Below are 14,176 nucleotides of genomic sequence, written 5' to 3' on the forward strand. Positions count from 1 at the left end.
TAGCCGGGCCGGCCGCCCGCCCCGGCCGGCGCGAGCCAGATCCGCAGCAAGCGCAGCGGCTCGTCACACGACGCATTGGTTTCGCTCAGCATGATGCCGGTGCCGGCACTCATGCGCTGCAGGCCGCCTGCGCGGACGATCGCCCCGTTGCCGAGGCTGTCGCGATGCGCGAGCGCGCCGTCGAGCACATAGGTGACGATTTCCGCGTCGCGGTACGGCCGCATCCCGTAGCCGCGGGTTGGTGCAATGCATTCCTCGTTCAGTTCGCGCAACGCGCCGAACACCGGCGGCCCGCTCCGGCGGGACGCGCAAGGAAAGCTGTGAAGGAATTCGTGCCAGCCTTGGCTGCGCTGGTCGCGATCGGCGGCGCGGCGGATCTGGAACATGGGACGGACACTCCGTGAGATGCGTGGTTCTGGCATGCCATCACTGTATGAGTGTGCCAATCGCGCCACAATCCGCCGCCTGCGCACCGCATCGTTGCACCCGCGGATGCAATCGATGCAATGTCCATTGCGAATGCGACGATTATCGCAACAGCCGGATCAATGCGTCGAAGAATCCATCGGTCGGCCCGGATTGCCGGTTTCCGGGTATCGCGTTCGGGTAAAATACCGGCCTTTTGGCGTTCGCCGTTCCGGCGGCCGCCATTGCCAGAGCGCCGATCGGCGATTTTTGGCCGTCTAGAATACGCCGCGGTGCCCGGCTCGACCGGCCGCGAGCGCTCCCGGAAAGTCAGCAACAGAAGGATGGAAATGAAGAAGGCCGCCCTGTGCGCCGCCCTCGCCCTCATGGCGGGCAGCGCCTTCGCGAAGGAGTGGAAGACCGTGCGGATCGGCGTCGACGCCAGCTACCCGCCGTTCGAGTCGACCGCGCCGAGCGGCGAGATCGTCGGTTTCGACGTCGATCTCACCAAGGAAATCTGCAAGCGAATCAACGTGAAATGCGTGTGGGTGGCGCAGGATCTCGACGGGATCATCCCGGCGCTGAAGGCGAAGAAGTACGACGTCATCGTGTCGTCGCTGACCGTCACGGACAAGCGCCGCGAACAGATCGACTTCTCCGACAAGGTATACGACGCGCCGGCGCGGATGATCGCGAAGACCGGCTCGCCGCTGCTGCCGACGATCGCATCGCTGAAGGGCAAGCGCGTGGGCGTCGAGCAGGGCTCGACGCAGGAAACCTACGCGAAGGCGTACTGGGAGCCGCAGGGCGTGACGATCATTCCTTACCAGAACCAGGACCAGGTCTATGCCGATCTCGGCTCGGGCCGTCTCGACGCGACGCTGCAGGATGAATTGCAGGCCGACTACGGCTTCCTGCGCACACCGCGCGGCAAGGGCTTCGCGTTCGCCGGGCCGGAAGTGAAGGATCCGAAGACGATCGGCGACGGCACCGCGATCGGCCTGCGCAAGGAAGATACGGACCTGAAGCTCAAGATCAACAAGGCGCTGGCCGACATGCACAAGGACGGCACGTACGATCGGCTGTCGCACAAGTATTTCGCGTTCAGCGTCTATTCGGCTTCGGCCCGCTGAGCGACGAAAAGAAGAGACGACGGACGCGGGGGCGGCCTCGCATCCGGGCAGTACAGGCAGTCAACCACGCGCCGCCCGCTCCCTTGCCCGCCGCTCGTGCGACGGGCGGGCCCGGCACCGATGCCGGGGCGGACGGTCATGATACGCACGGGGCGTTCCGCGCAGCTTGGCGGGCGCGTCTTTCGCGGCGCACCGCGTGCGCCCTAAGGGACCACACCAGGGACCACATATGTTTCTACAAGGTTACGGCCCGCTGATCCTCGCTGGCACCTGGCAAACCGTCAAACTGGCGGTGCTTTCGCTTGCGCTGTCGTTCCTGCTGGGCCTGCTCGGCGCGGGCGCGAAGCTGTCGCGCAACCGCTTCACGAACGGCGTCGGCACCGTCTACACGACGCTGATCCGCGGCGTGCCCGACCTCGTGCTGATGCTGCTGCTGTTCTACAGCCTGCAGATCTGGCTGAACATGGCGACCGACGCGCTCGGCTGGGACCAGATCGACATCGACCCGTTCCTCGCCGGCGTGCTCGTGCTCGGCTTCATCTACGGCGCGTACTTCACCGAGACGTTCCGTGGCGCGTTCCTGTCGGTGCCGCGCGGCCAGCTCGAGGCCGGCAGCGCTTACGGGATGACGAACTGGCAGGTGTTCACGCGGATCATGTTCCCGCAGATGATGCGCTTCGCGCTGCCGGGCATCGGCAACAACTGGCAGGTGCTCGTGAAGTCGACCGCGCTCGTGTCGATCATCGGCCTCGCCGACGTCGTGAAGGCGTCGCAGGACGCCGGCAAGGGCACGCTGCGGTTCTTCTTCTTCACGCTGATCGCGGGCGCCGTCTACCTCGCGATCACGACGATCTCGAACTTCGTGCTGATGTGGCTCGAAAAGCGCTACTCGACCGGCGTCCGCAAGGCTGACCTATGATCGAACTCATCCAAGAATACTGGCGCAACTATCTCTACACCGACGGCTATCGCATCACCGGTGTCGCGATCACGTTGTGGCTGCTGGTCGTGTCGATCGGCCTCGGCTTCTGCCTGTCGATACCGCTCGCGGTCGCGCGCGTGTCGAAGAAGAAGTGGCTGTCGGGCGCCGTGTGGCTCTACACGTACGTGTTCCGCGGCACGCCGCTCTACGTGCAGCTGCTGCTCTGCTACACGGGCCTCTACAGCCTGCAGGCCGTGCGCGGCACGCCGATGCTCGACGCGTTCTTCCGCGACGGGATGCACTGCACGCTGCTCGCGTTCACGCTGAACACCTGCGCGTACACCACCGAGATCTTCGCGGGTGCGATCAAGGCGACGTCGTACGGCGAAATCGAAGCCGCGCGCGCGTACGGGATGTCGACGTTCACGATGTACCGCCGCGTGATCCTGCCGTCGGCGCTGCGCCGCGCACTGCCGCTGTACAGCAACGAAGTGATCCTGATGCTGCACGCGACCACCGTCGCCTTCACCGCGACCGTGCCGGACATCCTGAAGATCGCCCGCGACGTCAACTCGGCGACCTACATGTCGTTCCATGCGTTCGGCATCGCCGCCCTGCTCTATCTCGTGATCTCGTTCACGCTCGTCTGGCTGTTCCGCCAGGCCGAGCGCCGCTGGCTCGCGTATCTGCGCCCGCAAGGCAAGTAAGTTTTCGCAGGACTATTGATGAATTCCCAGACTCAGAAGCTTTTCGTCGACGATCTGCACAAGCGGTACGGCGACAACGAGGTGCTCAAGGGCGTGTCGCTGAAGGCGAACTCGGGCGACGTGATCAGCGTGATCGGCTCGTCCGGCTCCGGCAAGAGCACGATGCTCCGCTGCATCAACTTCCTCGAGCAGCCGAATGCGGGCCGCATCGTCGTCGACGGCGAGGAAGTGCGCACGACGCCCGACAAGTCGGGCGCGCTGCGCGCGGCCGATTCGAAGCAACTGCAGCGCGTGCGCACCAAGCTGTCGATGGTGTTCCAGCACTTCAACCTCTGGTCGCACATGAACGTGATCGAGAACGTGATGGAAGCGCCCGTGAACGTGCTCGGCATCCCGAAGAAGGAAGCCGAGGAGCGCGCACGCGAGTATCTCGAGAAAGTCGGCCTCGCGCCGCGCGTCGAGAAGCAGTATCCGTCGCACCTGTCGGGCGGCCAGCAGCAGCGCGTGGCCATTGCCCGTGCGCTGGCGATGCATCCGGACGTGATGCTGTTCGACGAGCCGACGTCGGCACTCGACCCGGAGCTGGTGGGCGAAGTGCTGAAGGTGATGCAGAAGCTGGCCGAGGAAGGCCGCACGATGATCGTCGTCACGCACGAGATGGGTTTCGCGCGCAACGTGTCGAACCACGTGATGTTCCTGCACCAGGGCCGCGTCGAGGAAGAAGGCGTGCCGTCCGAGGTGTTCGCCAACCCGAAGAGCGAACGCCTGCGCGGGTTCCTGTCGGGCAGCCTCAAGTAACGCACGCCGCATGAGCGGGCGCCCGCGGTTCGCCGCGCGGCGCCCGTTTTACGTTTACGCGGCGCTCACCGGCGCGCTGTCGGCGAACGCACGCAGTTCGTCGCCCGCGAGCCGGTAACGCACCCATTCGCTCTGCGGCGCCGCGCCGACGCTCTCGTAGAAGCGGATCGCCGGCTCGTTCCAGTCGAGCACGCTCCACTCGAAACGCCCGCAGCCCGACTCGACCGCGATCCGCGCGAGCGCCTTCAAGAGCCGCAGCCCGGCGCCCGCGCCGCGAAAGCGCGGCGATACATACAGATCCTCGAGATACAGCCCCTGCCGGGCCAGCCACGTCGAATACGAGAAGAAATACACGGCGAAGCCGGCCGGCTCGCCGTCGACCTCGCACATCAGCGCGCGCGCCGGCGATCCCTCGCCGAACAGGCTGCGTTCGAGCGACGCGGGCGTCGCGATCACTTCGTGTTCCGCCTTCTCGTAGATAGCCAGCTCGGTAATGAAACGCAGGATCTGCGGCACGTCGGCGACGGTGGCGGAACGGATATCGATTTGCACGGGTTGAGCCCTCCTCCGGCCCTGACTTGAAACGGGAAACGGCGCCGCACAGCCGCGCTGGCGCCAATCAGATCGTCATGCTACGTTCACCCAGCGCCTGCAGGAAGTGCAGTTTCTTCATCCGGACCTGAACATGATGCATCCCGATCTACGCCGCCTCGACCTGAACCTGCTGCTCGTGTTCGATGCGCTGTACCGCCACCGCTCCGTCGCCGCGGCCGCGCACGAGCTCGCGTTGAGCCCGTCCGCGCTGAGCCACGCGCTCGCGCGGCTGCGCGACGCGATCGGCGACGCACTGTTCGTGCGCCTCGGCAACGAAATGCAGCCGACCGTGCGCGCCGACGACATCGCCACCTGGGCCGGCGACGCGCTCGACGCGATGTCGAAGGGGCTCGCCCGCGCGCGCCGCTTCGATCCCGCGCAAAGCGACCGCACGTTCGTGTTCGCGGCGACCGACTACACGGCCTTCGCCGTGCTGCCGGCATTTCTCGCACGCATCCAGCATGTCGCACCACAGTTGCGGATCCGCGTCGTGCATTCGGACCGGAAGATCTCCGTCGACGAACTCGCGGCCGGCCGCATCGATTTCGCGCTCGGCTACCACGAGGAATCGGCGGCCGACGCGCCGGGCATCGAGGACTTCGACTGGTTCTCCGACGACTACGTCGTGATCGCGAGCGCCACGCATCCGGACATCCGCCGGCGGCTGACGCTCGACCAGTATCTGGCGGCACGCCACGTGGTCGTCACGCCGTGGAACGAGTCGCGCGGCGTCGTCGACCATGTGCTCGACCGGCTCGGCCTCGCGCGGCAGGTCGCCGTGCAGTTGCCGACCGTGCTGGCCGCACCGTTCGTGATCGCGGAATCCGCGCTGCTGATGACCGTGCCGAACCGCGCCGCGCAGGCGCTGCGGCACGCGGCGCCGATCCGCATCTTTCCCGCACCGTTCGAGATCCCGCGCTACACCGTGAAGGTCTACTCGCACGCGAAGCATGCGCGCACCGATGCGCATCGCTGGATTCGCGCGCAGTTGCTCGACGCAAGGCCCGCCGCGGCCTGACCGACGCACGTTGGTACACCGCGCTGCGCGTGGCCGGACAAGCGTTTCAGGCAGCGGCCGGCCAGATCCGGCAGCCGCCCAGTCATTACGAAATACTTACCAATTTTTCGTATCTGGCGCTTACGCTCGCGCCCTCGCAGCGTCAATAGTGGCAATCCTTGATCCCTGTTTGCGAAATCCGTGTCTCCCTTGCGGGACAAGGGTTTTCCGTTAATTGCAAACCCTCGGCGCACCTGTTGCGCACCGTGTTGCATGGCAATTTGACGACAGGTGTTAGTCAAACAACGATTTCCATCGCCACAAAATTGTATTTTTGCTAAATTAGTAACCAAAGTAGCAAAACGAAGTTCGTGAAATGTAGTTTAGCTTCACGACACTACAAGGAGACCCCGCAGGCCGACCCGGCTGCGCGGGACCGCTCAACGGTTTTCCGTCCGCTTGCCCGCGTGCTGCGCTTACCGGCCCTGCACGAGGTCTCCCTGGTTATCCCGCTTTTGCCCGGCGCTCGCGCTCCGGGCATCTCGTGCAGTCTGGGTTGACTTTTTGACAGGGTATGGAGGAGATGATGAAGAAAGCTTTGGTCGCGGCCGCGCTGATGGCTGCTGGGGTGGTGACGGCGCACGCGCAGAGCAGCGTTACGCTGTATGGCCGCCTGGATGCCGGCATCGAGTACATGAACGGCCTGCAAAACGGCCACCAAGTGCGCGCGGAAAGCGGCGACTGGGGCACGAGCCTCTGGGGCTTGAAGGGCACCGAGGACATCGGCGGCGGCAACAAGGTCCTGTTCCACCTCGAAGGCGCGTTCAACACGATGACGGGCGGCTTCAGCGGCTCGATCTGGGATCGTTATGCGACGGTCGGCATCTCCAACGATCGCTACGGTACGCTGCTGTTGGGTCGCGAACTCGCGATCGCCAACGGCGTGTGGGACTTCGACCCGTTCGGCCAGTCGGCCTGGTCGACGGCCTCGCTGGTGCGCGGCCGCAACTGGAACAAGACCAGCAACAACGTGTCGTACCAGTCGCCGCAGTTCTACGGCCTCGACTTCTACGGCCAGTTCTCGTTCTCGAACTCGACCAGCTTCAACGGCAACACGACGGCCGGCCAACCGGGCCGTGCAGCCGGCGCACAGGTCACCTATACGAATTCGCTGTTCCAGTTGCGCGGTATCTACGACGAAACGCGTGACAGCAACGGCCGCTTCTCGGACGTATTCAACTACTCGCGTGAATACTTCGCGGGCGTGAACGTGTTCCTCGGCCAGTTCAAGGTTCAGGCAGCCTACCAGGCCTCGCGTGCTGACGGCAGCGGCGGCCCGGCAGTGAACGCCGGCGTGACGGGCACCCAGCAGGTCTGGGGCGGCGTGACGTGGCAGGCAACGCCGGCAGCGGCGCTGATCGCAGCCGTGTATCACGTGAACGCGAACCACGGCGGCGGCAACGCGAACATCTACACGGTCGGCGGCTCGTACAACATCTCGAAGCGCACGCTGTTCGACCTGCAGGTCGCGACGGTGCGCAACAGCAAGAACGCCAACTTCGGCCTGAACGCGAACGGCGCCGGTACGGCCGTGTCGACGGGCAACCCGAATCCGGGCGGCAGCCAGACCGGCGTCTACGCCGGTATCCAGCACCTGTTCTGATCAGGCGCCGTTCTCAAAGAATCGATTCGACGACGTTTTCCACGCTGCTGCGAGAGGCGCGTATCGGTGCGGTACCCAACCGGGTATCGCACCGTTTTTTATTGGCGGGCCGGATTTGCGCGGCCCGTCGGCGAATACGGCGCTCAGACGGCCGCTTCGTTCTCTTCGCCGGTACGGATGCGGATCACGCGCTCGACGTCCGACACGAAGATCTTGCCGTCGCCGATCTTGCCGGTGCGCGCCGCGCCGATCACCGCATCGATCACCTGGTCGACCTGCGCTTCCGCGACGACCACCTCGATCTTCATCTTCGGCAGGAAGTCGACGACGTATTCGGCGCCGCGATACAGCTCGGTATGGCCCTTCTGGCGGCCGAAGCCCTTCACTTCCGTCACGGTCAGGCCCGTGAGACCCACTTCGGCGAGCGCTTCGCGGACTTCGTCCAGCTTGAACGGCTTGATGATGGCAGTGATGCGTTTCATGGTGGTTGTCCCCCAATGCTCGTTTGGATGAAAAATCGCGACCCCGATTGTAAGCCTGCGGGCCGCATACGGCCCAGCACGGCTCAATCGAGGCGTTCGGTAAAACGTGACGTGATCGGGTAGCGCCAGTCGCGCCCGAACGCGCGATGCGTGACGCGAATGCCGATCGGCGCCTGGCGGCGCTTGTATTCGTTGATCTTGATGAGCCGCGTCACGCGTTCGACGTCGGCCTGCGCATAACCGGCCGCGACGATCTCGGCGAGCGGCCGGTCCTCTTCCATGTACATCCGCATGATCGCGTCGAGCACGTCGTACGGCGGCAGACTGTCCTGGTCGGTCTGGTTCTCGCGCAGCTCGGCCGACGGCGCGCGGGTAAGGATCCGCTCGGGGATCACGTCGCGCAGCGGGTAGTCGGCCGTCTCGTTGCGATAGCGGCAGAGCCGGTACACGAGCGTCTTCGCGATGTCCTTGATCACCGCGAACCCGCCTGCCATGTCGCCGTACAGCGTGCAGTAGCCGACCGCCATCTCGCTCTTGTTGCCGGTCGTCAGCACGATCGAGCCGAACTTGTTCGACAGCGCCATCAGCAGCGTGCCGCGGATGCGCGCCTGGATGTTTTCCTCCGTCGCGTCTTCCGCACGGCCCGCGAACTCGCCCGCCAGCGATGCGCGGAACGCATCGAACATCGGCGCGATCGCGATCTCGTCGTAACGCACGCCGACGCGCCGCGCCATTTCCGCGGCGTCGGTGGTCGAGATGTCGGCCGTGAAGCGCGACGGCATCATCACCGCGCGCACGCGCTCGGGCCCGAGCGCGTCGCACGCAACCGCGAGCACCAGCGCCGAATCGACGCCGCCCGACAGCCCGATCAGCGCGCCCGGAAACCCGTTCTTGCCGATGTAGTCGCGCACGCCCGTCACGAGCGCGCGGTACACCTGCGCGTCCGTCGACAGCTCGGGCGCGATCGCACCCGGCAGCGGCCGCGCGCCGTCGAATTCGACGATTGCGTGCCCTTCGTCGAACTGCGGCATCTTCGCGACGAGCGCGCCCTGCGCGTCGAGCACGAACGAGCCGCCGTCGAACACGAGCTCGTCCTGGCCGCCGACGAGGTTCACGTACACCATCGGCAGCCCGGTTTCGCGAATCCGCGCGCGCAGGATGTCGAAGCGCACCGCCTCCTTGTTCATGTGGTACGGCGAGCCGTTCGGGATCAGCAGCACCTGCGCGCCGGCCGCCTTCGCGATCTGCGCGGCCGATGCGTGCCACGCATCCTCGCAGATGATCACGCCGTATTTCACGCCGTTCAGCTCGAACACGAGCGGTTCGGCATCCGTCGCGAAGTAGCGCTTCTCGTCGAATACCTCGGCGTTCGGCAGATCCTGCTTGCGGTAGGTGCCGACGATCTCGCCGCCGATGATCAGCGATACCGCGTTGTAGGTATCGGTGGGCGGCACGCCGCGCTCGATCGGGCGGTTTGCATTACCATCGACGGCTGGCGCGTGCGCGCCATCGCCCGAGCCGCGCAGCGGATGACCGACCAGCACCGCGAGCCCGTCGAATGCCTTCAACGCATCGGCGAGCGCGTCGAGTGCCGAGGCCGCCGCCGCGTAGAACGCGGGCCGCAGCAGCAGGTCTTCCGGCGGATAGCCGGACAGCGCGAGTTCCGGCGCGACCATCAGCTGCGCACCATCGTTGTGCGCGGCGCGTGCGGCCGCGACGATCCGCGCGACGTTGCCGGCGAAGTCGCCGACGGTGACGTTGATCTGGGCGAGAGCGAGTCGGGTCTTCATGGCGGGATCGGCGCAGCCTGGCGGCGCGCCCTGAACGGCTGACGAAATCGTCCCGGTGCGGGCCGCGCAGGCCCTCGCATCCGGCGACACAGAACGGTACGGATTCACGCTTGAAACACGAACGCATCGATTATCGCACGGGCATCCTGTCGTCCCCCGCGGAGGTGCCGGCCGAAGAATGGAACGCGCTGCTCGCCCGCGACGCGCAGCCGACGCCCTTCCTGCGTCACGAATTCCTCGACGCGCTGCACGTCGCGCGCTGCGCGGTCGACGATACCGGCTGGTCGCCGCACTTCGTCACGCTGACCGACGAGCGCACCGGCCGGCTCGCGGCCGCCGCGCCCGTCTACGCGAAACAGCATTCGTACGGCGAATACGTGTTCGACTGGGCCTGGGCCGACGCGTACCAGCGCAACGACCTGCCCTACTACCCGAAGCTGCTGTGCGCGGTGCCGTTCACGCCCGTGCAGGGCACGCGCCTGCTCGCGGCCGACGACGACGCGCGCCGCCGGCTCGCGGCCACGCTGCTCGCATTCGCCGAGCAGAGCGACGTGTCGTCGCTGCACGTGCTGTTCCCGACCGGCGACGAAGCGGCGCTCCTCGAATCGATGGGAATGATGCTGCGCGAAGGCGTGCAGTTCCACTGGATCAACGACGGCTACCGCCACTTCGACGATTTCCTCGGCACGCTCGAGCAGAAGAAGCGCAAGAACATCCGCGCCGAGCGGCGCAAGGTGCACGACGCGGGCGTGACGTTCCGGCGGCTCACCGGCGACCAGATCACCGACGCCGACTGGCGCTTCTTCTCGCGCTGCTACCGGCAGACCTATCGCGAACACTTTTCGAGCCCGTACCTGAACCTCAACTTCTTCCGCACGATCGGCGCGACGATGCCCGAGAACCTGCTGCTCGTGATCGCGGAAGCCGACGGCCGGCCGATCGCGAGTGCGCTCGCCGTCTACCGGCGCGGCGAAAACGGCGGCGGCACGCTGTACGGCCGCTACTGGGGCGCGGTCGAACACGTGCCGTGCCTGCATTTCGAAACGGCCTACTACCAGTTGCTCGAATTCTGCATCGAGGCCGGGCTCGATACGTTCGAAGGCGGCGCGCAGGGCGAACACAAGCTCGCGCGCGGTTTCCTGCCGACCGTCACGCACTCCGCGCACTGGCTCGCGCACCCGGCGTTCTCGGACGCGGTCGCGCGCTTTCTCGAACGCGAGACCGAGCATATCCACGCGTACGTCGACGAACTGCGCGAACACGATCCGTTCCGGCGCGGCACCGAGTAACGTCATCAAGCGCATCTGCATGCGGTGAAGCCACGACCGGCTTCGCCGCATGCCATACGGCCCCTCCGGCTCAGTGCGCGGTGAGCGTCACCGTCATCGACAGCGCCCGCGGGTCGCGCGACGAAGCCGCCGCCGACAGCCCGTCGCTGCCCGCGGCGATCCGCCAAGCATGCGCATTCGCATCCCGGATCGCAAAGCGCTGCGCCCGCATCGAAACGCTGACTGTCCGCACCGCGCCCGGCTGCCGCGCAACCTTGGTCCAGCCGACGAGCCGCTTCGGCGGCTCGCCGAGCGACACGGACTGTGCCGTCATCGCCCACACGGATGCAATCGTCGAACGCCGGAACAACGAAGTTTTCATTGATCCGCCTGAATCGATCTGTTGTACTTGTCACCACACTCCAGCGTCCAAGCCTGAAAATAGACCGGTCACCATGCTTGACCGGCAGCAGTACTTGACCTCTCGCAGCGGGGCAAACCCGAAGGTCATGGAGAGAGACATGGAGTTACGACAGAAATCGGTATCCGTCCGGGTCTACCGACAGGCGCTCGACGACATGCGCCGCAACGGCTTCGACACCGCGCCGCTGTATGCGACGCTCGGCATCGGCGCGTCCGATCTCGCCGACGACGCGCGGCGCATCCCCGGCGATCGGCACGTCGCCGCGATGCGGCTGATGAGCGAATGGCCGTTGTCCTGGCATCGTCCGCCGCCGCAGGTCGTGCCGTGGCTCGCGCCATTCCCCGAGCTCGCGGGCATCACCTGCAACGCCGCGACGCTGCGCGACGCGCTGCACGGCTACCTGCGCTACCGCGAACTGATCGGCAACGTCGACTGGGTGTTCGCGTATGAAACCCGCGGCGCGATCGCGCTCGAGTACGTGAACGAGGGTGACGGTCGGCCCGCCAGCAGCGCGTTCGCGAATTTCGCGATCCTCGTCGCGCTTGCGCGCCTGTACGATCCGCACGTGCAGGTCGACGAAGCCGCATTCGCGGGCCGCGCGTTCGCGCCGACGGCCGCGCTGCGCGACCTCCTCGGCGCGGCGGTGTCGTTCGATGCCGCAACCAACCGCGTCGTGCTGCGCTCCGCACGCTTCGACACGCCGTTCGAGCGCTACAACGCGCCGCTCGCGGACATCCAGCGTCACGCAGCCGACGCCGCGCGCGAGCGCGTGCGCGCCCGCTCGACGTTCGGCTCGTCGGTCGAGCAATGCGTGCGTGACTGGCTGCGCACGTCCGACGACGCCGACGTGCCGTCCGACACGCTGATGGAGCACGTCTGCACGCGCTTCGCGATGTCGCGCTGGACGCTGCGCCGGCGGCTGCATCGCGAAGCGGTCGGGTTTCATGCGCTCGTCGCACAGGCCCGGCTCGGTGAAGCGCGCGACCTGCTGCTGAATACACAACTGCCGATCGGCGAGATCGGCGTGCGGGTCGGCTTCCGTTCGACGAGCGCGTTCACGCGCTTCTTCACGCGCGAACTCGGCGCGGCGCCGAGCCGCTTCCGCGACGGGCACGGCGATCGGTGGCGTTGACCGGCACTTTTTCTGAGACACTGGCGGCTTCGCATCCCGCCGTCCTGCCATGTCCTGGTTTCTGTATCTGATCGAATGCGCCGACGACAGCGTCTACACGGGCATCACGACCGACGTTGCCGCACGCTTCGACGAGCACGCATCCGGCAAGGGCGCGCGCTATACGCGCTCGCGCAAGCCGCGTGCGGTGCTCGCGTCGTTTCCGCTGCCCGACCGGTCGAGTGCATCGCGCGCTGAATACTGGGTGAAGCGGCTCACGGCTGCGCAGAAGCGGGAACTGGCGGCCGGGTTGCGGACGCTGGAGTCGGTGTTGCCGGCCGTGGTGGCCATCGATGCGAGTGGTGATGTGGCCGGGTTGAAGGCTGGTGCTCGCGGGCGGAAGAAGGCGCAGTCGGAGAACGTCGATAGCGCGGCGAAGACGGTTGAGGCGGGTAAAGACGCGAAGAAGGTTGGGAAGGTCGGGAAGGTCGACAGGGACGCAAAGGACGCAAAGCCTCCCAAGACGGCAAAGGCCGCAACGGTCGCGAAACGCAAGAAGTCCGACAGCGACACGGTCGCAAGAAAGACTTCAGCGCGCGACACACCGGCAAAAAAGGGCAAGCCGGCCGTGCCCTCTTCGTCGAAAAGAAAGGCGCAGGCAGCCAGCGGCAAACCCGTCACGAACGGACGCGAAGGCGCCGCGCCCGCACCGGCCCGCCGCCGCCCGGCTGCCACGAAAGCAACCCAAGCCACCGCGGCCTCCGTTGCACCCGTTGCCCCTCGCCGCGCGAAGCGCACGAAGGACGCGCCGGCCACCACCACGTCGCTGGTGTCCGTGCCCGCCTCCGCGCGCAAACAACCTCGACGCACAAAACAAAACCGCGCGGCCTCCTGAGGAGACACGCGCGGTTTGCGTTGCACACGAACCGGCCGTCGGCCGGTACGCCGCTTACTTCTTGTAGTTCGCTGCGCCGTCGGTGATTTCCTTGTGCGCGGCTTCGATGCCGGCCCAGCCTTCGACCTTCACCCACTTGCCCTTCTCGAGCGCCTTGTATTGCTCGAAGAAGTGCTTGATCTGGTCCTTCAGGTACTCGGGCACGTCGTCGATCGACTTCAGGTTTGCCGTCATCGGGCAGACCTTGTCGTGCGGCACGGCGACCAGCTTCGCGTCGACGCCCGACTCGTCGGTCATCTGCAGCATGCCGAGCACGCGCGAACGCACGATCGAGCCTGCCAGCAGCGGGAACGGCGTGATCACCAGCACGTCGACCGGATCGCCGTCGCCCGACAGCGTCTGCGGGATGTAGCCGTAGTTCACCGGATAGCGCATGCCCGTGCCGATGAAGCGGTCGACGACGAGGAGGCCCAGTTCCTTGTCCGCCTCGTACTTCACCGGATCGCTTTGCGCGGGAATCTCGATGATCACGTTGAAATCTTGCGGCAGGTCCTTGCCGGCCGGAACATGATTGAAGCTCATGAGCACTCTCTGTAGGTCGATGGGAATTCGGGACAGGGCGCCGCGGCCGATGCACCGCCGCAGACGTCCCGCAAGGGAATGCGCCATTATAGCCAATCGACCGGTGGCGTCCGGATGACGATCGGCCGATAATCGTTCCGGATGCCCGGCCGTCGAACCACCGGCCGCGTTAGTTGGAATCGGCGTTGGTGGCTGAAGCGCTGTCGCCGGTTGGCCGTGAAACATGGGGCCCGGGTGAGCGCTGAAGTGCTGACTCGGGTCGACCGCGAAGCATGGGACCCGGGTGAGCGCTGAAGTGCTGACTCGGGTCGACCGCGAAGCATGGGACCCGGGTGAGCGCTGAAGTGCTGACTCGGGTCGACCGCGAAGCATGGGACCCGGGTGAGCGCTGAAGTGCTGACTCGG

General features: G+C 66.1%; 15 protein-coding genes. 9 read left to right on the forward strand and 6 right to left on the reverse strand.

Going from position 1 to position 14,176, the window contains the following annotated elements:
- A partial coding sequence (locus G3N93_RS21235) for a pirin family protein (RefSeq protein WP_206133880.1) occupies positions 1–386 on the reverse strand: 386 nt, incomplete at its 3' end.
- A 369-nt stretch (positions 387–755) separates the two neighbouring features.
- Between G3N93_RS21235 and G3N93_RS21240 the strand changes: the two genes are divergently transcribed.
- The 4 genes from G3N93_RS21240 to G3N93_RS21255 all read left to right on the forward strand — a co-directional run bounded on the left by G3N93_RS21240 (position 756) and on the right by G3N93_RS21255 (position 3,965).
- On the forward strand, positions 756–1,538 hold the full coding sequence (locus tag G3N93_RS21240; protein ID WP_069249346.1) for an ABC transporter substrate-binding protein: 783 nt from the start codon (positions 756–758) through the stop codon (positions 1,536–1,538).
- Between the two features lie 229 nt (positions 1,539–1,767).
- Entirely contained in the window at positions 1,768–2,457 is a 690-nt protein-coding gene (locus G3N93_RS21245; protein WP_021158491.1) for an ABC transporter permease, read from the forward strand.
- Entirely contained in the window at positions 2,454–3,167 is a 714-nt protein-coding gene (locus tag G3N93_RS21250) for an ABC transporter permease (protein ID WP_011352853.1), read from the forward strand. Before G3N93_RS21245 ends, G3N93_RS21250 begins: the two co-directional genes overlap by 4 nt.
- Before the next feature lie 18 nt (positions 3,168–3,185).
- A complete protein-coding gene (locus G3N93_RS21255; protein ID WP_011352854.1) occupies positions 3,186–3,965 on the forward strand; it encodes an ABC transporter ATP-binding protein in 780 nt (259 codons plus the stop codon).
- Between the two features lie 54 nt (positions 3,966–4,019).
- On the opposite strand, the gene G3N93_RS21260 is transcribed toward G3N93_RS21255, so the two are convergent.
- Positions 4,020–4,517, reverse strand: a complete 498-nt coding sequence (locus tag G3N93_RS21260; protein ID WP_011352855.1) for a GNAT family N-acetyltransferase — start codon at positions 4,515–4,517, stop codon at positions 4,020–4,022.
- Positions 4,518–4,650: 133 nt separating this feature from the next.
- Between G3N93_RS21260 and G3N93_RS21265 the strand changes: the two genes are divergently transcribed.
- Together G3N93_RS21265 and G3N93_RS21270 are read left to right on the forward strand one after the other, a co-directional pair.
- Complete coding sequence (locus tag G3N93_RS21265; protein ID WP_174941675.1) at positions 4,651–5,577, forward strand: LysR family transcriptional regulator; 927 nt, start codon at positions 4,651–4,653, stop codon at positions 5,575–5,577.
- Between the two features lie 562 nt (positions 5,578–6,139).
- Entirely contained in the window at positions 6,140–7,219 is a 1,080-nt protein-coding gene (locus G3N93_RS21270; RefSeq protein ID WP_011352857.1) for a porin, read from the forward strand.
- A 143-nt stretch (positions 7,220–7,362) separates the two neighbouring features.
- On the opposite strand, the gene G3N93_RS21275 is transcribed toward G3N93_RS21270, so the two are convergent.
- Together G3N93_RS21275 and G3N93_RS21280 are read right to left on the reverse strand one after the other, a co-directional pair.
- Complete coding sequence (locus G3N93_RS21275) at positions 7,363–7,701, reverse strand: P-II family nitrogen regulator (RefSeq protein WP_006398637.1); 339 nt, start codon at positions 7,699–7,701, stop codon at positions 7,363–7,365.
- Between the two features lie 83 nt (positions 7,702–7,784).
- Positions 7,785–9,491, reverse strand: a complete 1,707-nt coding sequence (locus G3N93_RS21280) for an NAD+ synthase (protein ID WP_206133881.1) — start codon at positions 9,489–9,491, stop codon at positions 7,785–7,787.
- Positions 9,492–9,601: 110 nt separating this feature from the next.
- On the opposite strand from G3N93_RS21280, the gene G3N93_RS21285 reads away from it, so the two are divergent.
- Positions 9,602–10,780, forward strand: coding sequence for a GNAT family N-acetyltransferase (locus G3N93_RS21285; RefSeq protein ID WP_174941671.1), 1,179 nt, complete (start codon positions 9,602–9,604; stop codon positions 10,778–10,780).
- A gap of 70 nt (positions 10,781–10,850) precedes the next feature.
- Here G3N93_RS21285 and G3N93_RS21290 read toward each other — a convergent pair whose 3' ends face one another.
- Positions 10,851–11,141, reverse strand: a complete 291-nt coding sequence (locus G3N93_RS21290; RefSeq protein WP_241026636.1) for a fibronectin type III-like domain-contianing protein — start codon at positions 11,139–11,141, stop codon at positions 10,851–10,853.
- Positions 11,142–11,280: 139 nt separating this feature from the next.
- On the opposite strand from G3N93_RS21290, the gene G3N93_RS21295 reads away from it, so the two are divergent.
- Together G3N93_RS21295 and G3N93_RS21300 are read left to right on the forward strand one after the other, a co-directional pair.
- Positions 11,281–12,315, forward strand: coding sequence for an AraC family transcriptional regulator (locus G3N93_RS21295; RefSeq protein WP_206133882.1), 1,035 nt, complete (start codon positions 11,281–11,283; stop codon positions 12,313–12,315).
- Positions 12,316–12,364: 49 nt separating this feature from the next.
- Positions 12,365–13,189 carry a GIY-YIG nuclease family protein gene (locus tag G3N93_RS21300; protein ID WP_206133883.1) on the forward strand — a complete coding sequence of 275 codons (825 nt, stop codon included), beginning with the start codon at positions 12,365–12,367 and terminating at the stop codon, positions 13,187–13,189.
- Between the two features lie 54 nt (positions 13,190–13,243).
- On the opposite strand, the gene ppa is transcribed toward G3N93_RS21300, so the two are convergent.
- On the reverse strand, positions 13,244–13,771 hold the full coding sequence (gene ppa / locus G3N93_RS21305) for an inorganic diphosphatase (protein WP_011352863.1): 528 nt from the start codon (positions 13,769–13,771) through the stop codon (positions 13,244–13,246).
- Between the last annotated feature and the right edge of the window lie 405 nt (positions 13,772–14,176).

It is taken from the genome of Burkholderia sp. Se-20378 (genome assembly GCF_017104665.1).
GTDB classification, from domain to species: domain Bacteria; phylum Pseudomonadota; class Gammaproteobacteria; order Burkholderiales; family Burkholderiaceae; genus Burkholderia; species Burkholderia lata.